Genomic DNA, 20,813 nt, shown 5'->3' with positions numbered 1-20,813 from the left:
GGGACACCCCTCGCGCCGGGGCAATTTTGCCTCTCAGGTAGGAACCAGGCTGCCCAGCAGCCGGCCGAAGGCGATGAGCCGGGCTATCTGCCCGGCTCCGCCGTCGTCCAGGGACTTGCTGAAGCGGAATGCCTCCGGGCGGACCTTCGCGGAGGCGACCGGCAGCGGCGAGTCCGGGTCGGCGGCCACCGCGGTGAGTTCGTGCGGCATCGCGGTGGCCAGCACCAGATAGACACCGCGGTCGATCCGCCGGCCGAGTTCGTCGCGGCCCACCAGCGTGCGCATGCCGACGTGGCCGATCGAGTCCAGCGGCAGCACCTGCACCGACGAGTCGAGCACCCTGCCGCCCGGCGCCTTCTCGTCGGCCAGTTCCTCGCTGTGCCACAGGATCAGGCGCTGTCCGTCGCAGACCGCAGCCTCCTGCCACACCGAGGCGCCGGCCTCGGTCAGGTCCACCACCCGCTCCAGGGTGAAGCCCCGCACCCGGCGGCGCCCCAGCACCCCCTCGATGGCGTCCAGCGCGACATCCGCGTGCAGGAAGTAGACCCCCGCCGCGTCCTCCAGCCGGCTGTAAGGAGACCAGTCCGCCCCCGCCGGACCTGCTCCGGCTGTGGCGTGCGGACGACTCCTCGTCGCCTTGCTGAACATCTCCACCCGCTTCGCGCCTCCGATTCCGGGTCCTGACCGACCTCTGCTGCACCTTACCCAGCGGGTAAGGCAGCGAGGAGTATGCGGAAGGACGCAGAATGCTACGGAGTGCGGAAAAAAATTCCGCGGCCGTGGTGGGGGCTCGGGGGGATCTTCCCCGCCACGGCCGGCACCCAGCACAACGGCCCTGCCCCCGAAGGGTTACGGTGGCGGGCATGCCCACCGTGATCCTTGTCCGGCACGGCCGTTCGACCGCCAACGCCGATGGAGTACTGGCCGGGTGGAGCCCGGGCGTCGCCCTGGACGACACCGGCCGGGACCAGGCCGCCGCGCTCGCCGCCCGGCTCGCCGCCCTGCCGCTGGCCGCCGTGGTCAGCAGCCCGCTGCAGCGCTGCCGGGAGACCGTACAGCCGCTCCTCGACACCCGGCCGGAACTCCCGCTCCACACCGAGGACCGGGTCGGCGAGTGCCACTACGGCGACTGGACCGGCCGCAAGCTCGCAGAACTCGCCGAGGAGCCGCTGTGGGCCACCGTGCAGCGGCACCCGTCGAACGCGGTCTTCCCCGGCGCGGAGGGCGAGTCGCTGCGCGCCATGCAGGCCCGCGCGGTGGACGCGGTACGGGACTGGAACGAGCGGATCGAGGCCGAGCACGGCCCGGACGCGATGTATCTGGTCTGCTCGCACGGCGACATCATCAAGTCGCTGGCCGCCGACGCCCTCGGCATGCACCTGGACCTCTTCCAGCGGATCGGCACCGACCCCTGCTCGGTCACCGTGATCCGCTACACCCCGCACCGCCCGTTCCTGCTCCGGCTGAACGAGACCGGCGACCTCACCGCCCTGGTCCCGCCGCCCCGCGCGGAGAGCGAGAACGGTACGGAGGCCGGGTCCGCCGGGGACGCGGTCGTCGGCGGCTCCACCGGCACCCCGTGATCAGCTTCCGCAGTAGGGTGGGGGACCGGCAGCGTACCCGCTGAGAAGCGCACTAGGACGAGCAAACGGAGCAAGGCGTGCCGCGTCAGGTCTTCTTCTACGAACATCCCGACCGTTTTGTGGCCGGGACCGTCGGCCAACCCGGCCAGCGGACGTTCTTCCTGCAGGCCACCGGCGCCGGCCGTACCACCAGCGTCGCCCTGGAGAAGACCCAGGTCGCCGCGCTCGCCGAACGGATCGACGAACTCCTCGACGAGGTGGTGCGCAGGACCGGCGGCAGCGCCCCGGTACCCGCCGTCGCCCCCGCCGAGCTCTCCGACTCCGGGCCACTGGAAGTGCCGGTCGAGGAGGAGTTCCGGGTCGGCACCATGGCGCTCGCCTGGGACGGCGCCCACGAGCGGATGGTCATCGAGGCGCAGGCCCTCGTCGAGATCTCCGGTGACGACGAGGAGGACCTGGAGGCGGCCGAGGAAGAGCTGCTCCAGGACGACGAGAACGGCCCCCCGCTGCTGCGGGTGCTGCTGACCGGTGCCCAGGCCCGCTCCTTCGCCAAGCGCGCGCTCGACGTGGTCTCCGCCGGCCGCCCGCCCTGCCCGCTGTGCAGCCTGCCCCTGGACCCGGAAGGACACGTATGCCCGCGTCAGAACGGGTACCGGAGGTCGGCCTGAGCCCCGCGGCGCCGGCCGTGCGCGCGCAGGACACCGAGGCGCTGATCCACGGTGAGCTGACCGTCAAAGGCCGCGTCAGGGACGCCTCCAACGCGGTGCTGTACTGCGAGAGCGTCCACCAGGGGCATACCGTCCCGTGCGTCTACAAGCCCGTCGCCGGTGAGCGGCCGCTGTGGGACTTCCCCGACGGCACCCTGGCCCAGCGCGAGGTGGCCGCCTATCTCGTCTCCGAGGCCACCGGCTGGGGGCTGATCCCGCCGACCGTGCTCAGGGAAGGCCCGTACGGCGAGGGCATGGTGCAGCGCTGGATAGAGCTGCCGGAACCGGGCGAGGGCGACGACGGGCCGCCGCCGCTGCTCGCGCTCACCGAGGAACTGGAGCCCGCCCCCGGCTGGAAGGCGGTCGTCGAGGCCGAGGTGGAGGAGGGCAGGACCGCGCTGCTGGTGCACGCCGACGACCTGCGCCTGCGCCGGATCGCGGTTCTGGACGCGGTGATCAACAACGCCGACCGCAAGGGCGGCCATCTGCTGCCCGCCCCTGACGGCCGGATCTACGGCATCGACCACGGAGTGACCTTCCACACGGACGACAAGCTGCGCACCCTGCTGTGGGGATGGGCGGGCGAGCCGCTGCCCGCCGAGGCGCGGCCGGTTCTCGACGGCCTCGCCGGCGCACTGGACGGCGCGCTGGGCGAGCGGCTGGCGACCCTGCTGACCACGGCGGAGACCACCGCGCTGCGGGCAAGGGTGCACCGACTGCTGGAGACCGGCACCCACCCGGAGCCGGGCGGCGAGTGGCCCTCGATCCCGTGGCCGCCGGTCTGACCTGCGGCCCCCCGGCCCTCGCCGGGGGCACGGAACCGGCGTTCGTGCTGATCCCGGTCGTTTTGACGGCCTGCTGCCCGGTTAATCTCATGACATGCATGCCTGGCCCGCTTCCGACGTCCCCGCCCTCCCCGGCGTAGGACGCGTCCTCCGTCTCCACGACACCGCGACCGGTGGCCCGCTGACCATCGATCCCGGTCCGGTCGCCCGTCTCTACGTCTGCGGCATCACCCCGTACGACGCCACCCACATGGGGCACGCGGCCACGTACACCGCGTTCGACCTTGTGCAGCGGGTGTGGCTCGACACGAAGCGCCAGGTCCAGTACGTGCAGAACGTGACGGACGTCGACGACCCCCTGCTGGAGCGGGCGGCGGCGACCGGTGAGGACTGGACGGCGCTCGCCGAGCGCGAGACCGCGCTGTTCCGCGAGGACATGACCGCGCTGCGGCTGCTGCCGCCGGCCCACTACATCGGCGCGGTCGAGGCCATACCGGCCATCGTGCCGCTGATCGAACGGCTCCGGGAGGCCGGCGCCGCCTACGAACTCGACGGCGACGTCTACTTCTCGGTGGAGTCCGACCCGGACTTCGGCAAGGTCTCCCGGCTGGACGCCGCCACCATGCGGCTGCTGGCGGCCGAACGCGGCGGCGACCCGGAGCGGCCCGGCAAGAAGAACCCGCTGGACCCGATGCTCTGGCTGGCCGCCCGTGAGGGCGAGCCCAGTTGGGACGGCGCTTCGCTGGGCCGGGGCCGGCCCGGCTGGCACATCGAGTGTGTGGCCATCGCGCTCGAACACCTCGGCATGGGCTTCGACGTCCAGGGCGGCGGCTCCGATCTGGCCTTCCCGCACCACGAGATGGGCGCCTCGCACGCCCAGGTGCTCACCGGCGAGTACCCGTACGCGAAGGCGTATGTGCACGCCGGGATGGTGGCGCTGCACGGCGAGAAGATGTCGAAGTCCAAGGGCAACCTGGTCTTCGTCTCCGCCTTGCGGCGCTCCGGCGTCGATCCCGCCGCGATCCGGCTGGCGCTGCTCGGCCACCACTACCGCTCCGACTGGGAGTGGACCGACGCCGTACTGGACGAAGCGGTCGAGCGGCTGGGCCGCTGGCGGGCGGCGGTGTCCCGGCCGGACGGACCGGCCGCCGAGGCGCTGGTGGAGGAGATCCGCGAAGCGCTCGCCGACGACCTGGACGCGCCGCGCGCGCTGGCCGCGGTGGACCGCTGGGCCGCCGCTCAGGAGGCGGACGGCGGTACGGACACCGGCGCGCCCGGCCTGGTCTCGCGGGCGGTGGACGCGCTGCTCGGCGTGGCGCTGTGAGCTGAACCGCCGCGGGCGCCCTGGTCCTCGGCCACATGCCGACAGGGCGCCCGCGGCGGGCCGTTACGCGTCGGTGCCGTCGTCCTCGGGGCCGGGCTCGTCGCCTGATTCAGGCGCGGATCCGGACGGGGAATCCGACGGCGACTCCGACGAGGAGCCGGACGCCGCTCCGGCGTCCGGGCCCGGGCCGGGCCGCGGTCCGCGGGGTCCGGGGCCCGGGCCGGAGCCGGAGTCGGGCAGATCACGGCCGTCGTCGGGCACGTCCTCGGGCACGTCCTCGCCCGCGCCGTCCCGCGGCTGCTGCTGGGCACGGTCCTTGAACTGCGGTACGCCGTCGCCCCCTTCGCTGGTGGCGTACCCGCCGCCCGCCTGCGGGTCCCTGCGGCGCAGATACCGCTCGAATTCCTTGGCGATGGCCTCGCCGGACGCCTCCGGCAGCTCCACGGTGTCCCGTGCCTCTTCCAGCGTCTGTACGTACTCGGCGACCTCGCTGTCCTCGGCCGCCAGCTGGTCCACGCCGACCTGCCAGGCGCGGGCGTCCTCCGGCAGCTCGCCCTGCGGGATGCGCAGGTCGAGCAGGTCCTCCAGCCGGTTCAGCAGCGCCAGGGTCGCCTTGGGGTTCGGCGGCTGCGACACGTAGTGCGGCACCGCCGCCCACAGGCTGACCGCCGGGATGCCGGCGTGCGTGCACGCCTCCTGGAGGATGCCGACGATGCCGGTGGGCCCCTCGTAGCTGGACTCCTCCAGGTTCAGCGCGGCGGCCAGGTCCGGGTCGGAGGTGACCCCGCTGACCGGGACCGGCCGGGTGTGCGGGGTGTCGCCGAGCAGGGCACCGAGCACCACCACCATCTCGACGCCCAGTTCGTGCGCGAAGCCGAGGATCTCGTTGCAGAACGACCGCCAGCGCATGCTCGGTTCGATGCCGCGGACGAGGACCAGGTCGCGGGGCTTGGGCGCGGAGATGCGGACCACGGAGAGCCGGGTGGTCGGCCAGGTGATCTTGCGCACACCGCCGTCCATCCAGACGGTGGGCCGGTTGACCTGGAAGTCGTAGTAGTCCTCGGCGTCGAGCGCGGCGAAGACCTCGCCCTTGAACTCCCGGTCCATATGGCCGACCGCCGTGGACGCGGCGTCCCCGGCGTCGTTCCAGCCCTCGAACGCGGCCACCATGACCGGGTCGATCAGCTCGGGAACTCCCTCGAGCTCGATCACCCAGCGCCTCCTTCCGGCCGGAGGGGGCGGTGCCGTCCCCGTACCGGCTGCTGTTCCTTGACGTGCGGCACCAGCCTACGGCGTACCGCGGGTCACGGCGTGCCCCAAGCGTTCCGGTAGGCCGCCCAGTCGGCGCTGGTGGCGCCGAAGTCCACGTAGAGCGCGAGGCCGAAAGTGCGGCGGTCCCTGGCGTGGCGGGCCAGGGACACCTTGGCACCGCGGACCGCGGCGGGGACGGTCTCGGCGTAGGCGTGGTGTCCCAGGTTGTCGGTGTGGTAGCCCGGCAGGCCGATCTGCAGATCGGTCGCGGCCGGGGTGACCTCCAGCGCGAGCGCGGTCTGCTGGGCCACGTAACCGCCGAAGAGGGAGCGGGCCGGCATTGCGGTGTCGTAGGCCATCACCGCGATCTGGTCGACCCGGCGGGCGACCTGGCCGAAGTAGCCCTGCGACCACCACTTGGGGTGGCTGAACGGAAGATACGCCACCGTGTGCAGCGACGGCAGCGGGTCGATCTGCGGGGCGGCGACGGACAGCGGCACCCCCCGGCTCGCGGTGAGCACGTGCACCGTGTCCAGCAGCCGCAGGAAGCCGCTGTCGCCCGAGGAGACCGGTTCCAGGTCGAGGTGGACGCCCTGGAAGCCGGCGTCGAGGATCTGGGCGCTGGAGGCGCGTACCCGGGCGCGTACCGCCGGGTCGTCCAGCGGCAGACCGGGCGTGCCGGGGTGGCGCACCACGTCGCCGAGCCACGCCTGGACCCGCACGCCGGGCAGCACCCGGTGGACGTCGGCGATGAAGGCCGCCGCGGTGGGGTAGAGCGCCGGGTCCAGCGTGCCGTCGTGGGCCAGCGGGCCGGTGTGCACATAGAGGTCGTGGATGCCGGTGCCCTCGACGCGGGTGCGCAGCAGCTCCAGATCGGCCGCGCTGTGGCGGCCGTCCACCCACGCGTGGCCGAGCCAGACGGCGTCATGGCCCCGGCTGCGCCCGGCGGCGGCCGGGTTCCCCGCGTACTCGGCCCGCAGCCCCGCGGCGGTCCCCGCCACCGCCAGTACCGCCGCTACCGTCACGGCAATCGCCGCACGTCGCAGCAGGCGCAGGGCCCGCTCGGCGTCCCAGCCGGCAGCCCACTGAGACATCCGATCTGTTATCCACAAAGTTTGGTACCCCCCTGGACGTATGACTACCTCCGCCGCTATACATCGGATCATCGAAAAAAGATCCGATGTCTTGCGACGGGAGTGTGCATGAGTCCGACCATTACCGAGGTCGACGTCTACGACATCCGCTTTCCGACCTCGGAACAGCTCGACGGCTCGGACGCCATGAACCCCGACCCCGACTACTCCGCCGCCTACGTCGTACTCCGTACCGACGCGCCCGGCGGCCTGGCGGGCTACGGCTTCTGCTTCACCATCGGCCGCGGCAACGACGTCGTCGCGGCCGCGATCGGCACCCTGCGACCTTATGTGGTCGGCCGCTCGGTGGACAGTGTCACCGGCGATCTTGGTGACTTCTACCGGCTGCTCACCCATGACTCGCAACTGCGCTGGCTCGGCCCCGAGAAGGGCGTGATGCACATGGCGGCCGGTGCGGTGATCAACGCTGCCTGGGACCTGGCCGCCCGTCAGGCCGGCCTCCCGGTCTGGGAGCTGCTCTCCGGCATGACCCCGGAGCAGATCGTCGCCATGGTCGACTTCCGCTACCTCAGCGACGCCCTCACCCCCGACGAGGCGCTGGAGATCCTGCGCCGCGCCGAGCCCGGCCGGGCCGAACGCGCCGCCCTGCTGCGCCGCGACGGCTACCCCGCCTACACCACCGAGCCCGGCTGGCTCGGCTACAGCGACGAGAAGCTGACCCGGCTCGCCAAGGAGGCCGTCGCGGCCGGCTTCGGCCAGATCAAGCTGAAGGTCGGCGGCGACCTCGACGACGACCTGCGCCGGATGCGGCTGGCCCGTGAGGCGGTCGGCCCCGACATCCGGATCGCGGTGGACGCCAACCAGCGCTGGGACGTCGCGGCGGCGATCGACTGGATGAGCGCCCTGGCGCCCTTCGACCCCTACTGGATCGAGGAGCCCACCAGCCCCGACGACGTGCTCGCGCACGCCGCCGTGCGGGCCGGGCAGCCCGTCCCGGTCGCCACCGGCGAACACGTCGCCAACCGCGTGGTGTTCAAGCAGCTGCTGCAGGCCGGCGCGGTGGACTTCGTCCAGATCGACGCGGCCCGGGTGGCCGGCGTCAACGAGAACATCGCCATCCTGCTGCTCGCCGCCAAGTTCGGCGTGCCGGTCTGCCCGCACGCCGGCGGAGTCGGCCTGTGCGAGCTGGTCCAGCACCTGTCGATGTTCGACTACGTGGCGGTGTCCGGCAGTTGGGAGAACCGGGTGATCGAGTACGTTCCCCATCTGCACGAGCACTTCACCGACCCGGTGGTCATGGCGAACGGCCGCTACCAGACACCCGCGGCCCCGGGCTTCTCCGCCCGGATGACCCCCAGGACACTGACCGACTACCGCTACCCCGACGGGCCGGTCTGGACGGCCCGACAGGAGCTCACCCGATGACGACCACCGCTGTTCAGCACCCCCACGACTTCGCCGGCCTCGCCGCCCTGGTCACCGGCGGCGCCTCCGGGATCGGCGCGGCCACCGCGGCGCTGCTCACCGCCCGCGGCGCCCGCGTCGCGGTACTCGACCGCGACCCGTCCGGCGCCCCCGAGGGCACCGTCCCGGTCCGCGCCGACGTCACCTCCGACGAGGCCGTACGCTCCGCTGTCGAGGAGGCGGTGGGCCGGCTCGGCGGGCTGCACATCCTGGTGAGCAACGCCGGCATCGGCGCGATCGGCACCGTCGAGGACAACGCCGACGACGAGTGGCAGCGCGTGCTGGACATCAACGTGCTCGGCATGGTCAGGGCCGCCCGCGCCGCCCTGCCACACCTGCGCAAGGCCGCAGCCGAACGGCCCGGCAGCGCCTCCATCACCCACACCTGCTCCATCGCCGCCACCGCAGGGCTGCCGCAGCGCGCGCTCTACAGCGCCAGCAAAGGCGCGGTGCTCGCGCTCACCCTGGCGATGGCCGCCGACCACGTACGCGAGGGTGTCCGCGTCAACTGCGTCAACCCCGGCACCGCCGACACCCCCTGGATCGGCCGCCTCCTCGACCAGGCCGAGGACCCGGCCGCCGAGCGAGCGGCCCTCAACGCCCGCCAGCCCCTGGGCCGGCTGGTGACCGCGGACGAGGTGGCAGCCGCCATCGCCTACCTCGCCAGTCCCGCCGCGGCGAGCGTGACCGGAACCGCGCTCGCCGTCGACGGCGGCATGCAGGGACTGCGCCTGCGCCCCGCCGCCGGCTGACCCGCCACGCGGCACAGCACCACCCCCCGGATTCGAGCCGATACTCACCACCTGGAAGGGCAGGACTCGACGATGAGACTGCGCACGACGACCGTGGCCGCATGTGCCGCTCTGCTCGCGGTCACCGCGCTCGCGGGCTGCAACAGAGGAAGCGACAGCAAGGCCGGAGACTCCGGCAAGGTCGGCATCGACCTGCCCCGCTCGGACAGTGACTTCTGGAACTCCTACAACAGCTACATAGAAAAGGACGTCAGCGCGGGCGCCGTCTCCGCGCTGCCCCGCACCAACTCGCAGAACGACATCGGCAAGCTCGTCGCCAATGTGCAGAGCTTCGCCAACGAGGGCGCCAAGGCGATCGTGATGGCCCCCCAGGACACCGGCGCCATCGCCTCCACCCTCGACCAGATGGCGAAGAAGAAGATCCCGGTGATCAGCGTCGACACCCGCCCGGACAAGGGGCAGGTGTACATGGTGGTCCGCGCCGACAACAAGGCGTACGGCCAGAAGGCGTGCGAGTTCCTCGGCGCGCAGCTCAAGGGCAAGGGCAAGATCGCCGAGTTCGAGGGCGACCTGTCCTCCATCAACGGCCGGGACCGCTCCGAGGCCTTCGCCGCCTGCATGAAGAGCAAGTTCCCCGGCATCAAGGTGATCCCGCTCGTCACCAACTGGGACGGCGCCACCGCCTCGGCGAAGCTGCAGACCACGCTCGCCGCCGACCCCGACCTCGGCGGCATCTACATGCAGGCCGGCGGTGTCTTCCTGCAGCCGACCCTCGCCCTGCTCCAGCAGAAGGGCCTGCTGAAGCCGGCCGGCACCGCGGGCCACATCACGATCATCTCCAACGATGGCATCCCCGAGGAGTTCAAGGCGATCAAGAACGGTCAGATCGACGCGACCGTCTCCCAGCCGGCCGACACCTACGCCAAGTACGCGCTGTACTACGCCAAGGAGGCGATGGCCGGGAAGACCTTCAAGCCCGGCCCCACCGACCACGGCTCCAACATCATCGCGATCCCCAACGGTCTGGAGGACCAGTTGCCCGCCCCGCTGGTGACCAAGGCCAATGTGGACGACCCCAGCCTGTGGGCCAACCAGCTCGGGAAGAGCTGACCCATGAGCGAGGCCGTACCGCCCCCCGCGGTCCAGGCGGAGGGCATCGTCAAACGGTTCGGGGCCACCGTGGCCCTGGACCGGGTGGGCATCACCGTCGCGGCCGGCGACTCGCACGCGCTCGTCGGCCGCAACGGCGCGGGGAAGTCCACCCTGGTGTCGGTACTGACCGGGCTGCAGACGCCGGACGCCGGGCGGGTCTCCTTCCAGGGGGAGCCCGCGCCGGCGGCCGGCGACACCGCGGCCTGGCAGTCCAAGGTGGCGTGCGTCTACCAGAAGTCGATGGTGGTCCCCGACCTGACGGTGGCGGAGAACCTCTTCCTCAACAGGTTCTCCGCCGACCGGACTTCCGGCCGGGGTACGCGCGGCCGGATCCGCTGGTCCGCGCTGCGCAAGCGGGCGGGCGACCTGCTCGCCGAGTACGGGGTCGAGGTCGAACCCACTGCGAGGGCCGGCGATCTCACCGTCGAGCAGGGGCAGTTCGTGGAGATCGCGCGCGCCCTGTCCTTCGGCGCCCGGTTCATCATCCTCGACGAGCCCACCGCGCAGCTCGACGCGGCCGGCATCGACCGGCTCTTCAGCAAGCTGCGTGAACTCCAGGCCCAGGGAGTGGCGTTCCTCTTCATCTCGCACCACCTGCAGGAGGTCTACGACCTGTGCAGCACCGTCACGGTCTACCGCGACGCCCGCCATGTCCTCACCGCGCCGGTCGCGGAGCTGGGCAAGGCGGAACTCGTGGAGGCGATGACCGGCGAGGCGACGCAGGGCGAGGCGGCCTGGCACGCCAAGACGGCGGTACGCCAGGAGACCGACGCCGTCCTGCGCGCCGAAGCACTGGCCCTGGACGGCGCCTTCGAGACCATCGACTTCGCCGTCCGCGGCGGCGAGGTGCTGGGCCTGGCCGGGGCCACCGCCAGCGGCAACACCGCGCTCGGCGAGACCCTGGTCGGCCTGCGCAAGGCCACCGGCGGCCGGACCGTGGTCGAGGGCCGGACGGTGAAGCCGGGCAGCGTCCCGCACGCGCTCGGCGCCGGCATCGGATATGTCCCGGAGGACCGGCACCGGCAGGGACTGGTGCTCGGCCGCAGCGTCGCGGAGAACGCCACCCTCACCGTGACCGACCAGCTCGGCCCGTACGGCACCGTACTGCCGTCCAGGACCCGGGCGTTCGCACAACGCATGATCAGTTCGCTGGACATCAAGACCTCGGGGCCCGCGCAGCCGGTCTCCGACCTGTCCGGCGGCAACCAGCAGAAGGTCGTCATCGCCCGCGCGCTGGCCCGCGAACCGCGGGTGCTGGTGGCCATCCGGCCCACCGCCGGTGTGGACGTGAAGTCCAAGGACGCGCTGCTCGGCGTGGTCAGAGGGGTGGCCGACCGCGGAAACGCGGCCGTCATCGTCTCCGACGAACTGGACGACCTGCGGGTCTGCGACCGGGTGATCGCGCTCTTCCACGGGCGGGTGATCGCCGAGTTCGGCAGCGGATGGAGCGACCGGGACCTGGTCTCGGCGATGGAAGGGCTGCCTTCGGGCGGCGAAGAGGGAGCCGAGGAATGAGCGACACCAGCCAGCTGACCGCCGAGCCGGCGGTACCCGACAAGACGCTGCGGGCCGGGCCGCGGCTCCAACTCACCCGCTACCGTGACCTGTCGCTGCTCCCGGTGATCCTGCTGCTGGGCGTCATCGGCTTCATCGTGTCGCCCACCTTCCTGACGTCGAACAACCTCATCGGCGTACTCCAGCAGTGCAGCGAACTGAGCCTGCTGGTGCTCGGCGAGGCGATGATCCTGATCTCCGGCCGGATGGACCTGTCGCTGGAGTCCACCATCGGTGTGGCCCCGGTGATCGCCATGTGGCTGGTGATGCCGAGCAGCGGTTCTGCGACCTACCACGGCATCGGACTGCTGCCCGGCTGGTCGTCGATCCCGGTCTGCCTGCTCGCCGGCCTGCTGATCGGCGGCTTCAACGGATTCCTGATCCTGAAACTCAGAGTCAACGGGTTCATCGCCACCCTCGGCATGCTCACCATGCTCCGCGGCCTTCAGGACGGCATATCCCAGGGCAAGTCCATCGTCGAGGTGCCCAAGTCCTTCTCCTACCTCGGCGGCGCGTCCTGGATCGGTGCCCCGGCGGCGGTCTGGATCTGCCTGGTGCTCTTCGTGATCGGCGGCCTGGCGCTTGGCTACCTGCGGCACGGGCGGGCGCTCTACGCGATCGGCGGCAACAAGGAGGCGGCCCGCGCGGCCGGCATCCGGGTGGACCTGATCACCTGGGCGGTGCTCGGCATCGCCTCGGTACTGGCCGCCTTCGCCGGTGTGCTCTACGTCGGCCACTACGGCGCGATCTCCTCGACCCAGGGCAACGGCTGGATCTTCCAGGTCTTCGCCGCGACCGTGATCGGCGGGGTCAGCCTCAACGGCGGCCGGGGCACCCTGTTCGGCGCCCTGACCGGTGTGGTCGCGCTCCAGCTCGTGGTGAACGTCACGACGCTGGGCGGAGTGCCGCCGCTGTGGGACAAGTTCCTCTACGGTGCCATCATCATCGTCGCCCTGATCATCTCCCGCTTCGCCAGCGGCGAGAAACAGGACTGACCCGGCACCGCGGCACCCGGCAGCACACCGAGAGCAGAACACCGCAGCACTCCAAGGAGAACCACCTCCCATGCCCGTACCGGCACTGCCCAGGCTCGGCCTCGGCTGCGCTCCGCTGGCCAACTTGTACCGCGCCATCACCGACGAGGAGGCCGAGGCCACCGTGGCGGCCGCGTTCGACGCGGGTGCCACCTACCTCGACGTCGCGCCGCACTACGGCCTCGGCCGCGCCGAGGAACGGCTCGGCCGCGCACTGGCCGGCCGGGACCGCGCGTCCTACGTGCTGTCCACCAAGGTCGGCCGGCGGCTGCGCGACCTCCTGCCCGGCGAGGTGCCGGACGGGCAGGGCTTCACCGACGCCCCGGCCAGGGCCCGGGTGTGGGACTTCACCGCCGACGGCATCCGCGCCACGCTGGAAGGGTCGCTGACCCGGCTCGGCGTGGATGCCGTCGACATCGTCTACCTGCACGACGTCGAGGACCACCTCGACGAGGTGTACGCCACCGGTTTCCCCGCCCTGGCCGAACTGCGTGACCAGGGCGTCGTCAAGGCCATCGGCTTCGGCATGAACTACTCCGGGGTGATGGCGAAACTCGTCGCCGACCTCGACGTGGACGTGGTGCTCTGCGCCGGCCGCTGGACGCTGCTGGAACGCACCGCGCTCGACGACCTGCTGCCCGTGTGCGAGCGGCGCGGCACCCAGGTGGTGGTCGGCGGCGTCTACAACTCCGGGCTGCTCGCCGACCCCAAGCCCGGCGCCCCCTACAACTACCAGGCCGCGCCAGAGGAGTTGCTGCGCCGGGCGCTGGACATGGCTGAGGTCTGCGCCGAGTTCGGGGTGCCGCTGCGGGCCGCCGCGCTGCGATTCCCGTTCGCCCACCCCACGGTCGTCGCCGCCCTGGTCGGCGCCGCTGGCGCGGCCGAGATGCGGGACAACGCGGCCATGTTCGGCTACGACATCCCCGACGACCTGTGGCACGCGCTGGTCGGACGCGGCCTGCTGGACCCGGACGTACCACTGCCGCTGGCCGCCGCCGTGGCCCGTAACGCCGCCGCGCACGCGGCCCTGAGCGCGGGGGAGTGACCATGCGCATCGACGCCCACCACCACTTGTGGGACATCGGCCGGCGGGAGCAGTCCTGGCTCGGCGCCAAGGAGGTGCAGCCGATCAACCGCACCTTCGAGTTCGCCGAACTCGAACCGCTCCTCGCCGAGCACGGCATCGACGCGACCGTCGTCGTCCAGTCCAGCTCCTCGCTGGACGAGACCCGTGAACTCCTCGGCATCGCCGCCGGGTCCGGCGGCCGGATCGCCGGCGTCGTCGGCTGGGCGGACCTCGTCGACCCCGCACTGCCCGGCGTACTCGACGAGTTGCGGGCGGCCGGACCACTGGTCGGCATCCGCCACCAGGCCCAGGACGAGTCCGACCCGTGGTGGCTGGGCCGCCCGGACGTGCGTGCGGGGCTGGCCGCGGTCGGCCGGGCCGGACTGGTCTACGACCTGCTGGTCTCACCGCGGGAGATGACCGCGGCGGTGGCGACCGTACAGGCGCTGCCCGAGGTGGAGTTCGTGCTCGACCACGGCGGGAAGCCGCCGGTCGCGTCCGGCGCGTGGGAGCCGTGGGCAGGACAGCTGTCGGCGCTGGCCGCGCTGCCCAACGTCAGCTGCAAGCTCTCCGGGCTGATCACCGAGGCCGACTGGGAGAGCTGGCGCCCGCAGGACGTACTGCCGTACGCCCGGCACGTGCTGGCCGCCTTCGGCCAGGACCGGGTGCTCTTCGGCTCCGACTGGCCGGTGTGCACACTCGCCGGGCGGTACGCCGATGTGTACGCGCTCGCCGAGCAGGCGGTGGCCGCGCTGGACCCGGCCGGGCGGGACGCCGTCCTCGGCGGCAACGCGGCCCGCGTCTACCGCCTGACCTAGACGCGGCGGGGCCCGGCGGGTCAGGGCCGGGCCGGCCGGGCTACAGCGTGGAGCGCAGCCACTGCTCCACGCTGGCCACGTGCACGGTCGCCCAGGACTTGGCCGCCTCCGCGTCGCGGTCGCGCAGCGCGCCCAGGATCGCCCGGTGCTCGTGCAGGGTGCGGCTGACCGCGTCCTCCTGGGTCAGCCCGCGCCACACCCGGGCCCGGGTGGTCGGACCGGACAGGCCGTCCAGCAGCGAGCAGAGCACCGAGTTGCCGGAGCCCTGCACGATGCCGCGGTGGAACTCCAGGTCGGAGGCGACCAGCTCCTCCACCGACGGTTCGGGGCCGAGGGCGTCCAGCTTCCCCTCCAGCACCTCCAGGTCCTCCATCGGGATGCGCAGCGCGGCCATCGCGGTCGCGGCCGGCTCCAGGATCCGGCGTACCGCCAGGAACTCCAGCACCGTGTCGTCGCGGTGGAAGTCCACCACGAAGCTGAGCGCCTCCAGCAGCAGCTGTGGATCGAGGCTGGTGACGTAGGTGCCGTCGCCCTGGCGCACATCGAGGATGCGGATCAGCGACAGCGCCCGCACCGCCTCGCGCAGCGAGTTCCGGGACAGGCCCAGCCCGGCCGCCAGCTCGCTCTCCTTCGGCAGCCGGTCGCCGGGCCGGAGCGCGCCGGAGACGATCATCTCCTTGATCTTCTCGATCGCCTCGTCGGTGACCGCCATGCGCGACCGCCCTCCCCTTGATCAGATCCCGCGGCCGGTCCGGACCCGGACCGTGTCCGGTTCCTCGGCGCCGCCAGACCTCCGATGTCTTGCGTTCATTATGGTCCAGATACCGCGTGACGCCCAACAGTCCGAAAAACCCGCCGTCCCGCCCGCCGTAACGTCCGGGCCCACGGCCGCGTCCCGGGAACTCGCTGTCCCCCTCCCGGACCGCGAACCATACTGGAGCCCATGATCCAGCACCGGCTGATCGCCGGCCTGACCCCTGAGGTCTGACGCCGGGCCGCCGGACGGACGGTAGCCGGACCGTCGGGTGCCGGACGGACGGTTTTCCGGATGGGGCCGCGGTGCTGGAGGGGCCGTTTGGCACGTGGCTTGCCCCCGGCCGGGCCGGCGGATCGGGGGCGGGCCGGCCGGGGGGCTTACGTGCTGGTCAGGGGCGCTTTTCCAGGAGGCGGGCCACGCCGTCGCGGACCTCCGGGGTGTCCAGGCCGCGGATCGTCAGCGTGGTCCGGCGGCGCAGCACGTCGTCGACCTGCTCGGCCCACTCGTGGTCGCGGGCGTAGACCACCTGCGCCCAGATCTCCGGCGCGTCCGGGTGGATCCGGCGCGCCAGCTCCGGGTCCTCGTTGGCCAGCCGGGCGATGTCGAAGGCCAGCGAGCCGTAGTGCGTGGCCAGGTGCCGCGCGGTGTCCGGGGCCATCTGCGGTCCGGAGGAGGCACCGTCGTTCAGCAGCCGGTGGGTGACCGCCTGCGGGCTGGCGAAGCCGGGCAGCGGGGCCTTCCGCGGCAGCTGCGACATCGGCTCCATGTCCGCGGAGAGCGGATGCCCGGGCAGTTCCGCCAGCTTGTTCATCACCGTCCTGCCGATGTGCCGGAAGGTGGTCCACTTGCCGCCCGCCACCGACAGCATCCCGCCGCGGCCCTCGGTGACCACCGTCTCCCGCTTGGCCTTGGCGGTGTCCCCGGGCCCGCCGGGCAGCACCCGCAGGCCCGCGAAGGAGTACGTGATCAGGTCGCGGGACAGCTGCCGGTCCTGCACCGAGAGCGACGCCTCGTCCAGGATCTGGCTGATGTCGGACTCGGTGACGGCCACCTCGGCCGGGTCGCCCTCGTACGCCTCGTCGGTGGTGCCGAGCAGCAGCATGTCCTCCCAGGGCAGCGCGAAGGTGATGCGGTACTTGTCGATCGGGGTGGCCAGGGCCGCCCGCCACGGAGCGGTCCGCTTCAGCACCAGGTGCGCCCCCTTGGAGAGCCGGATCGAGGGGGCGGCGCCCGCGTCCTCCATCCGCCGCAGGTGGTCGACCCACGGCCCGGTCGCGTTGAGCACCAGCCGGGCGTCCACCCCGAACTCGGCGCCGTCGATGCGGTCCTTCAGGTCCGCGCCGGTGACCCGGCCGTCGGTGAAGCGCAGTCCGACGACCTCGGCGTGGTTGAGTACGGTCGCCCCCGCGTCGACCGCCGCCCGTACCGTCATCAGCGCCATCCGGGCGTCGTTCATCTGCCCGTCCTCGTAGACCGCGACCGCCCGCAGGTTGTCGGTCCGCAGCTCGGGGACGTCCCGGGCGGCCTTCGACGGGCTGATCACATGCCCGACACCGTCCTGGAAGGCGGACAGCGCGGAGTACGCGAAGACGCCCGCGCCCAGCTTGGCCGCGCCGTGCGGGCCGCCCTTGTAGACCGGCAGGTAGAAGGTGAGCGGCGAGGCCAGGTGCGGGGCGACGTCGCGGGAGACCGCCCGCCGCTCCACATGGTTCTCGGCCACCAGCTTCACCGCGCCGGTCTGCAGATACCGCAGGCCGCCGTGGAGCAGCTTGGACGAGGCCGAGGAGGTCGCGCCCGCGAAGTCGCCGGTGTCGACCATGGCCACCCGCAGCCCGGACTGCGCGGCGTGCCAGGCGGTGGTGATACCGAGGATGCCGCCGCCGATCACCAGCAGGTCGTACGTGGCATGGCCGAGCAGTTCCCGGGTCTCGGCCCGCCCGGGGTTCGCACCGGTGGTCGGATGCGTCCCCAGAGCGGGGACGCGCTGCAGCGTGTTCATCGTCTTTCTCAGTGCTCCTCTTCGATCCAGCCCATGGTCCGTTCCACGGCCTTGAGCCAGTTGTGGTATTCGCGGTCACGGTCGGCCGCGTCCATCCGGGGCGTCCACTCTGCCGCCCGTTTCCAGTTGGCCCGCAGCGCGTCGGTGTCCGGCCAGAATCCGACCGCGAGACCGGCCGCGTAGGCCGCGCCGAGGCAGGTGGTCTCGGCGACCATCGGACGCACCACGGGCGCGTCCAGGAAGTCGGCGAGCGTCTGCATCAGCAGGTTGTTGGAGGTCATCCCGCCGTCGACCTTCAGCGAGGTCAGCTCGACGCCGGAGTCCTTGGTCATGGCGTCGGCGATCTCCCGGGTCTGCCAGGCGGTCGCCTCCAGCACGGCGCGGGCGATGTGGGCCTTGGTGACGTAACGGGTCAGGCCGGCGATCACACCGCGGGCGTCGTCGCGCCAGTAGGGGGCGAAGAGTCCGGAGAAGGCCGGGACGAAGTACGCGCCGCCATTGTCCGCGACGGACGAGGCGAGCGTTTCGATCTCCGCAGCCGTACTGATCAGTCCCATCTGGTCACGCATCCACTGCACCAGTGAACCCGTGACGGCGATGGATCCTTCCAGGGCGTAGACAGGGGCGGCGTCCCCGATCCGGTAGCCGACCGTGGTGATCAGGCCGTTGTAGCTGTTCACCGGGGTGCCGCCGGTGTTCATCAGCATGAAGGTGCCGGTGCCGTAGGTGGACTTCGCGTCGCCCTCGGCGAAACAGGTCTGGCCGAAGAGCGCGGCCTGCTGGTCGCCGAGCGCGGAGGCCACCGGGACGTCCTGGAGGCCGCCCACACCGGTGGTGCCGTAGACCTCCGCGGAGGAGCGGATCCGCGGCAGCACCGAGGCGGGCACCCCGATGGAGTCCAGGATCTTCGGGTCCCAGTCCAGGGTGTGCAGATTCATCAGCAGGGTGCGCGAGGCGTTGGTGACGTCGGTGACGTGCACTCCGCCCCGCACACCGCCGGTGAGATTCCAGATCACCCAGGAGTCCATGGTGCCGAAGAGGATGTCGCCGGCCTCGGCGCGCGCCCGCAGGCCCTCGACGTTGTCCAGCAGCCAGCGGATCTTCGGCCCGGCGAAGTACGAGGCCAGCGGCAGACCGGTCTCGCGCCGGAAACGGTCCTGCCCGACGTTGCGGCCCAGCTCCCGGCACAGGGCGTCGGTGCGGGTGTCCTGCCAGACCAGGGCGTTGTGCACCGGCTCACCGGTGTGCCGGTCCCACAGCAGGGTGGTCTCGCGCTGGTTGGTGATGCCGATCGCCTTGACGTCGGCGGCCGTGAAGCCGGGGACGTCCTGGGCGGCCTTGCCGATCGCGCCCGCCACCACCTCCTGGACGTTGGCCCAGATCTCGGCGGCGTCGTGCTCCACCCAGCCGGGCTTGGGGAAGATCTGCTCGTGCTCCTTCTGGTCCACCGCGACGATCCGGCCGTCCCGGTCGAAGACGATGCAGCGGCTGGAGGTGGTGCCCTGGTCGATGGCGGCGATGAACGGGCCGCTGCCGTGCGAGCTGGTCGATGTGTCGGTCACGGGTGCTCCTCGGGGGTCTGAACGGTGTCCTGTTCCTGCTGCGGCCGCTGTCCTAGGTGAACGCCAGCCGGTACACACCGCCGGCGATGGCGGCGCCCACCAGCGGACCGAGTACCGGGATCCACGCGTAGCCCCAGTCCGAGCCGCCCTTGTTGGGCAGCGGCAGCAGCGCGTGGACGATCCGCGGACCGAGGTCGCGGGCGGGGTTGATGGCGTAGCCGGTCGGGCCGCCGAGCGACAGGCCGATGCCGACCACGACCAGTGCGGTCAGCAGGATGCCGAGGCCGTTGAGCGCCAGGCCCTTCGTCATGCCCTGGGTGAGGATGAAGAGCACCAGGACGAAGGTGCCGATGATCTCGGTGAGCAGGTTCTGCACCGGGTTGCGGATCTCCGGGCCGGTGGAGAAGACACCGAGCACCGGGCCGCCGGGCGACGCCTGCTGGTTGCCGGAGGCCGGTCCCGCCGGGTCGGCCTCCGGGACGACCGAGGACGCCGATCCGGCCGTCGGGCCCCCTGCCGGACCGCCCGCCCGCTGCCCGGCGGTACCCACCACCGCGGGGTCGGTGAGGTGCGCCTGGAACTGGCCCATGTACGCCACCCAGACCAGGAAGGCGCCGATGACGGCCCCTGCCATCTGCCCGATCAGGTAGTAGGGCACCGTGCTCCAGTCACCGCTCTTGATGGCCACTCCCAGGGTCACCGCGGGGTTGAGCTGGCCGCCGGAGTAGCCGTTGGCGATGTAGGCGCCGGCCAGTACGGCCAGGCCCCAGCCGAAGGAGATGGCCACCCAGCCGGCCCCGAGTGCCTTGGATCTTTTGAGCGTCACGGCGGCGCAGACGCCCCCGCCGAGCAGGATGAGGACGGCGGTCCCGAAGATCTCGCCGATGACGATGTGGCCGTTGGACACTGCGACTCCTTTGTCTCGGTCCACGGGTCGATGAGCTCCATGAGCCCGGGTCTCCCCGCACCCAGAGGCGGCCACTCCGGAGCCTCGTCCGGTGTTCGACATTGTCGACCGCCGTACGAGAGTTTCGTCCTCGGGGCGGGACGGGTCAAGAGGCGTGTGACCGAAGACTCGCGGGAGCGCGGGAGCTTCAGAACCGGCCGGCGCCCAGATCGCGGGAGACCGCCCGGGCGCAGTCCCGCACCGCCGCCACCAGCCCGGCCCTGATGCCGTCGGCGTCGCACACCCGCTCCACCGCGCCGGTGATGCCGACCGCGCCCACCGGATTGCGCCGCCGGTCGTGGACAGGCGCGGCCACCGAGGCCACGCCCTCCCAGGTCTCCTCCAGGTCCGCGGCCCAGCCGCGGGCCCGGGTCAGCTCCAGCACCGTCTCGACGTCCGCCGCGCCGGTGACCGTCCGGCCGGTCAGCGCCGCCCGCTCGCCCTCGGCGACCTCGTTGTGCGCCACCGGGTCGAAAGCGGCCAGCACCTTGCCCAGCGCGGTGCTGTGCAGCGGCTGCATGGCCCCCACCTCCAGCACCTGGCGGCTGTCGTCGGGCCGGAAGACGTGGTGGACGATCAGCACGCCGCTCTGGTGCAGCACCCCGAGGTACGCGGCCTCGCCGCTCGACCTGGCCAGGTCGTCGGTCCACACCAGGGCACGGGCCCGCAACTCGTGCACATCCAGGTAGCTGTTGCCGAGCCGCAGCAGCTCGGCGCCCAGCTGGTACTTGCCGGAGGCCGGCTCCTGCTCCACGAAGCCCTCCTGCTGCAAGGTGCGCAGGATGCCGTGCGCGGTGCCCTTGGCCAGGCCCAGCGCGGACGCCACATCGGACAGGCCCAGCCGCCGCTCGCCGCCCGCCAGCAGCCGGAGGATGGCGGCGGCTCGTTCCAGCGACTGGATGGGACCTGGCATGACGGGCACTCCAAGGGCGTGGGGCACGACGGCCGGACGGGGCCATCCGGCC

The 20,813-nt window shown here is 72.0% G+C and carries 19 protein-coding genes; 11 read left to right on the top strand and 8 right to left on the bottom strand.

The window, feature by feature from the left end; translation table 11 throughout:
* Positions 1-33 precede the first annotated feature (33 nt).
* A complete protein-coding gene (locus OG552_RS06635; protein WP_329140592.1) occupies positions 34-648 on the bottom strand; it encodes a hypothetical protein in 615 nt (204 codons plus the stop codon).
* 215 nt (positions 649-863) lie between these two features.
* On the opposite strand from OG552_RS06635, the gene OG552_RS06630 reads away from it, so the two are divergent.
* The 4 genes from OG552_RS06630 to mshC all read left to right on the top strand — a co-directional run bounded on the left by OG552_RS06630 (position 864) and on the right by mshC (position 4,399).
* Positions 864-1,583 carry a histidine phosphatase family protein gene (locus tag OG552_RS06630; RefSeq protein ID WP_329130259.1) on the top strand — a complete coding sequence of 240 codons (720 nt, stop codon included), beginning with the start codon at positions 864-866 and terminating at the stop codon, positions 1,581-1,583.
* A gap of 77 nt (positions 1,584-1,660) precedes the next feature.
* Positions 1,661-2,251 (top strand): DUF3090 domain-containing protein, encoded by a 591-nt coding sequence (locus OG552_RS06625; RefSeq protein WP_329130258.1) that lies wholly within the window; start codon positions 1,661-1,663, stop codon positions 2,249-2,251.
* Complete coding sequence (locus OG552_RS06620; RefSeq protein ID WP_329130257.1) at positions 2,215-3,075, top strand: SCO1664 family protein; 861 nt, start codon at positions 2,215-2,217, stop codon at positions 3,073-3,075. The genes OG552_RS06625 and OG552_RS06620 overlap by 37 nt, the downstream gene beginning before the upstream one ends.
* A 94-nt stretch (positions 3,076-3,169) precedes the next feature.
* Complete coding sequence (gene mshC / locus OG552_RS06615) at positions 3,170-4,399, top strand: cysteine--1-D-myo-inosityl 2-amino-2-deoxy-alpha-D-glucopyranoside ligase (RefSeq protein ID WP_329130256.1); 1,230 nt, start codon at positions 3,170-3,172, stop codon at positions 4,397-4,399.
* Between the two features lie 63 nt (positions 4,400-4,462).
* Here mshC and OG552_RS06610 read toward each other — a convergent pair whose 3' ends face one another.
* Together OG552_RS06610 and OG552_RS06605 are read right to left on the bottom strand one after the other, a co-directional pair.
* The gene (locus tag OG552_RS06610) at positions 4,463-5,611 is read right to left on the bottom strand and encodes a PAC2 family protein (RefSeq protein WP_329130255.1); all 1,149 of its coding nucleotides are present in this window, start codon (positions 5,609-5,611) and stop codon (positions 4,463-4,465) included.
* Positions 5,612-5,703: 92 nt separating this feature from the next.
* Positions 5,704-6,744 carry a hypothetical protein gene (locus OG552_RS06605; protein WP_329130254.1) on the bottom strand — a complete coding sequence of 347 codons (1,041 nt, stop codon included), beginning with the start codon at positions 6,742-6,744 and terminating at the stop codon, positions 5,704-5,706.
* Between the two features lie 108 nt (positions 6,745-6,852).
* Here OG552_RS06605 and OG552_RS06600 point away from each other — a divergent pair, with 108 nt between their 5' ends.
* From OG552_RS06600 to OG552_RS06570, 7 genes are all read left to right on the top strand, one after another.
* Positions 6,853-8,169, top strand: coding sequence for an L-fuconate dehydratase (locus OG552_RS06600; RefSeq protein ID WP_329130253.1), 1,317 nt, complete (start codon positions 6,853-6,855; stop codon positions 8,167-8,169).
* The gene (locus OG552_RS06595) at positions 8,166-8,960 is read left to right on the top strand and encodes an SDR family NAD(P)-dependent oxidoreductase (protein ID WP_329130252.1); all 795 of its coding nucleotides are present in this window, start codon (positions 8,166-8,168) and stop codon (positions 8,958-8,960) included. The genes OG552_RS06600 and OG552_RS06595 overlap by 4 nt, the downstream gene beginning before the upstream one ends.
* Before the next feature lie 72 nt (positions 8,961-9,032).
* Positions 9,033-10,070, top strand: a complete 1,038-nt coding sequence (locus OG552_RS06590) for a sugar ABC transporter substrate-binding protein (protein WP_329130251.1) — start codon at positions 9,033-9,035, stop codon at positions 10,068-10,070.
* A gap of 3 nt (positions 10,071-10,073) precedes the next feature.
* Positions 10,074-11,627, top strand: a complete 1,554-nt coding sequence (locus tag OG552_RS06585) for a sugar ABC transporter ATP-binding protein (protein WP_329130250.1) — start codon at positions 10,074-10,076, stop codon at positions 11,625-11,627.
* Positions 11,624-12,661, top strand: coding sequence for an ABC transporter permease (locus OG552_RS06580; RefSeq protein ID WP_329130249.1), 1,038 nt, complete (start codon positions 11,624-11,626; stop codon positions 12,659-12,661). Before OG552_RS06585 ends, OG552_RS06580 begins: the two co-directional genes overlap by 4 nt.
* A 70-nt stretch (positions 12,662-12,731) precedes the next feature.
* Positions 12,732-13,745, top strand: coding sequence for an aldo/keto reductase (locus tag OG552_RS06575; protein WP_329130248.1), 1,014 nt, complete (start codon positions 12,732-12,734; stop codon positions 13,743-13,745).
* Positions 13,746-13,747: 2 nt separating this feature from the next.
* Positions 13,748-14,584: an amidohydrolase family protein gene (locus OG552_RS06570; protein ID WP_329130247.1), complete on the top strand. Its 837-nt coding sequence runs from the start codon at positions 13,748-13,750 to the stop codon at positions 14,582-14,584.
* Positions 14,585-14,624: 40 nt separating this feature from the next.
* Here OG552_RS06570 and OG552_RS06565 read toward each other — a convergent pair whose 3' ends face one another.
* The 5 genes from OG552_RS06565 to OG552_RS06545 form a co-directional block, all read right to left on the bottom strand.
* Entirely contained in the window at positions 14,625-15,296 is a 672-nt protein-coding gene (locus OG552_RS06565) for a FadR/GntR family transcriptional regulator (RefSeq protein WP_329130246.1), read from the bottom strand.
* A gap of 433 nt (positions 15,297-15,729) precedes the next feature.
* Positions 15,730-17,340 carry a glycerol-3-phosphate dehydrogenase/oxidase gene (locus OG552_RS06560; RefSeq protein WP_329130245.1) on the bottom strand — a complete coding sequence of 537 codons (1,611 nt, stop codon included), beginning with the start codon at positions 17,338-17,340 and terminating at the stop codon, positions 15,730-15,732.
* Positions 17,341-17,348: 8 nt separating this feature from the next.
* Positions 17,349-18,902, bottom strand: a complete 1,554-nt coding sequence (glpK, locus tag OG552_RS06555; RefSeq protein WP_329130244.1) for a glycerol kinase GlpK — start codon at positions 18,900-18,902, stop codon at positions 17,349-17,351.
* 52 nt (positions 18,903-18,954) lie between these two features.
* Positions 18,955-19,809, bottom strand: a complete 855-nt coding sequence (locus OG552_RS06550; RefSeq protein ID WP_329130243.1) for an MIP/aquaporin family protein — start codon at positions 19,807-19,809, stop codon at positions 18,955-18,957.
* 187 nt (positions 19,810-19,996) lie between these two features.
* Positions 19,997-20,761, bottom strand: coding sequence for an IclR family transcriptional regulator (locus OG552_RS06545; protein WP_329130242.1), 765 nt, complete (start codon positions 20,759-20,761; stop codon positions 19,997-19,999).
* Between the last annotated feature and the right edge of the window lie 52 nt (positions 20,762-20,813).

Origin of the sequence: Streptomyces sp. NBC_01476, assembly GCF_036227265.1 — a bacterium.
GTDB lineage: Bacteria > Actinomycetota > Actinomycetes > Streptomycetales > Streptomycetaceae > Actinacidiphila.
This window is presented reverse-complemented; position numbering and strand designations above follow the sequence as displayed.

Excerpts from the sequence above, each read along its gene's own strand:
- OG552_RS06635 (WP_329140592.1), bottom strand. The coding sequence starts at position 648 with ATGTTCAGCAAGGCGACGAGGAGTCGTCCGCACGCCACAGCCGGAGCA.
- OG552_RS06630 (WP_329130259.1), top strand. The coding sequence starts at position 864 with ATGCCCACCGTGATCCTTGTCCGGCACGGCCGTTCGACCGCCAACGCC.
- OG552_RS06620 (WP_329130257.1), top strand. The coding sequence starts at position 2,215 with ATGCCCGCGTCAGAACGGGTACCGGAGGTCGGCCTGAGCCCCGCGGCG.
- mshC (WP_329130256.1), top strand. The coding sequence starts at position 3,170 with ATGCATGCCTGGCCCGCTTCCGACGTCCCCGCCCTCCCCGGCGTAGGA.
- OG552_RS06605 (WP_329130254.1), bottom strand. The coding sequence starts at position 6,744 with ATGTCTCAGTGGGCTGCCGGCTGGGACGCCGAGCGGGCCCTGCGCCTG.
- OG552_RS06600 (WP_329130253.1), top strand. The coding sequence starts at position 6,853 with ATGAGTCCGACCATTACCGAGGTCGACGTCTACGACATCCGCTTTCCG.
- OG552_RS06595 (WP_329130252.1), top strand. The coding sequence starts at position 8,166 with ATGACGACCACCGCTGTTCAGCACCCCCACGACTTCGCCGGCCTCGCC.
- OG552_RS06590 (WP_329130251.1), top strand. The coding sequence starts at position 9,033 with ATGAGACTGCGCACGACGACCGTGGCCGCATGTGCCGCTCTGCTCGCG.
- OG552_RS06585 (WP_329130250.1), top strand. The coding sequence starts at position 10,074 with ATGAGCGAGGCCGTACCGCCCCCCGCGGTCCAGGCGGAGGGCATCGTC.
- OG552_RS06580 (WP_329130249.1), top strand. The coding sequence starts at position 11,624 with ATGAGCGACACCAGCCAGCTGACCGCCGAGCCGGCGGTACCCGACAAG.
- OG552_RS06575 (WP_329130248.1), top strand. The coding sequence starts at position 12,732 with ATGCCCGTACCGGCACTGCCCAGGCTCGGCCTCGGCTGCGCTCCGCTG.
- OG552_RS06570 (WP_329130247.1), top strand. The coding sequence starts at position 13,748 with ATGCGCATCGACGCCCACCACCACTTGTGGGACATCGGCCGGCGGGAG.
- OG552_RS06565 (WP_329130246.1), bottom strand. The coding sequence starts at position 15,296 with ATGGCGGTCACCGACGAGGCGATCGAGAAGATCAAGGAGATGATCGTC.
- OG552_RS06560 (WP_329130245.1), bottom strand. The coding sequence starts at position 17,340 with ATGAACACGCTGCAGCGCGTCCCCGCTCTGGGGACGCATCCGACCACC.
- OG552_RS06545 (WP_329130242.1), bottom strand. The coding sequence starts at position 20,761 with ATGCCAGGTCCCATCCAGTCGCTGGAACGAGCCGCCGCCATCCTCCGG.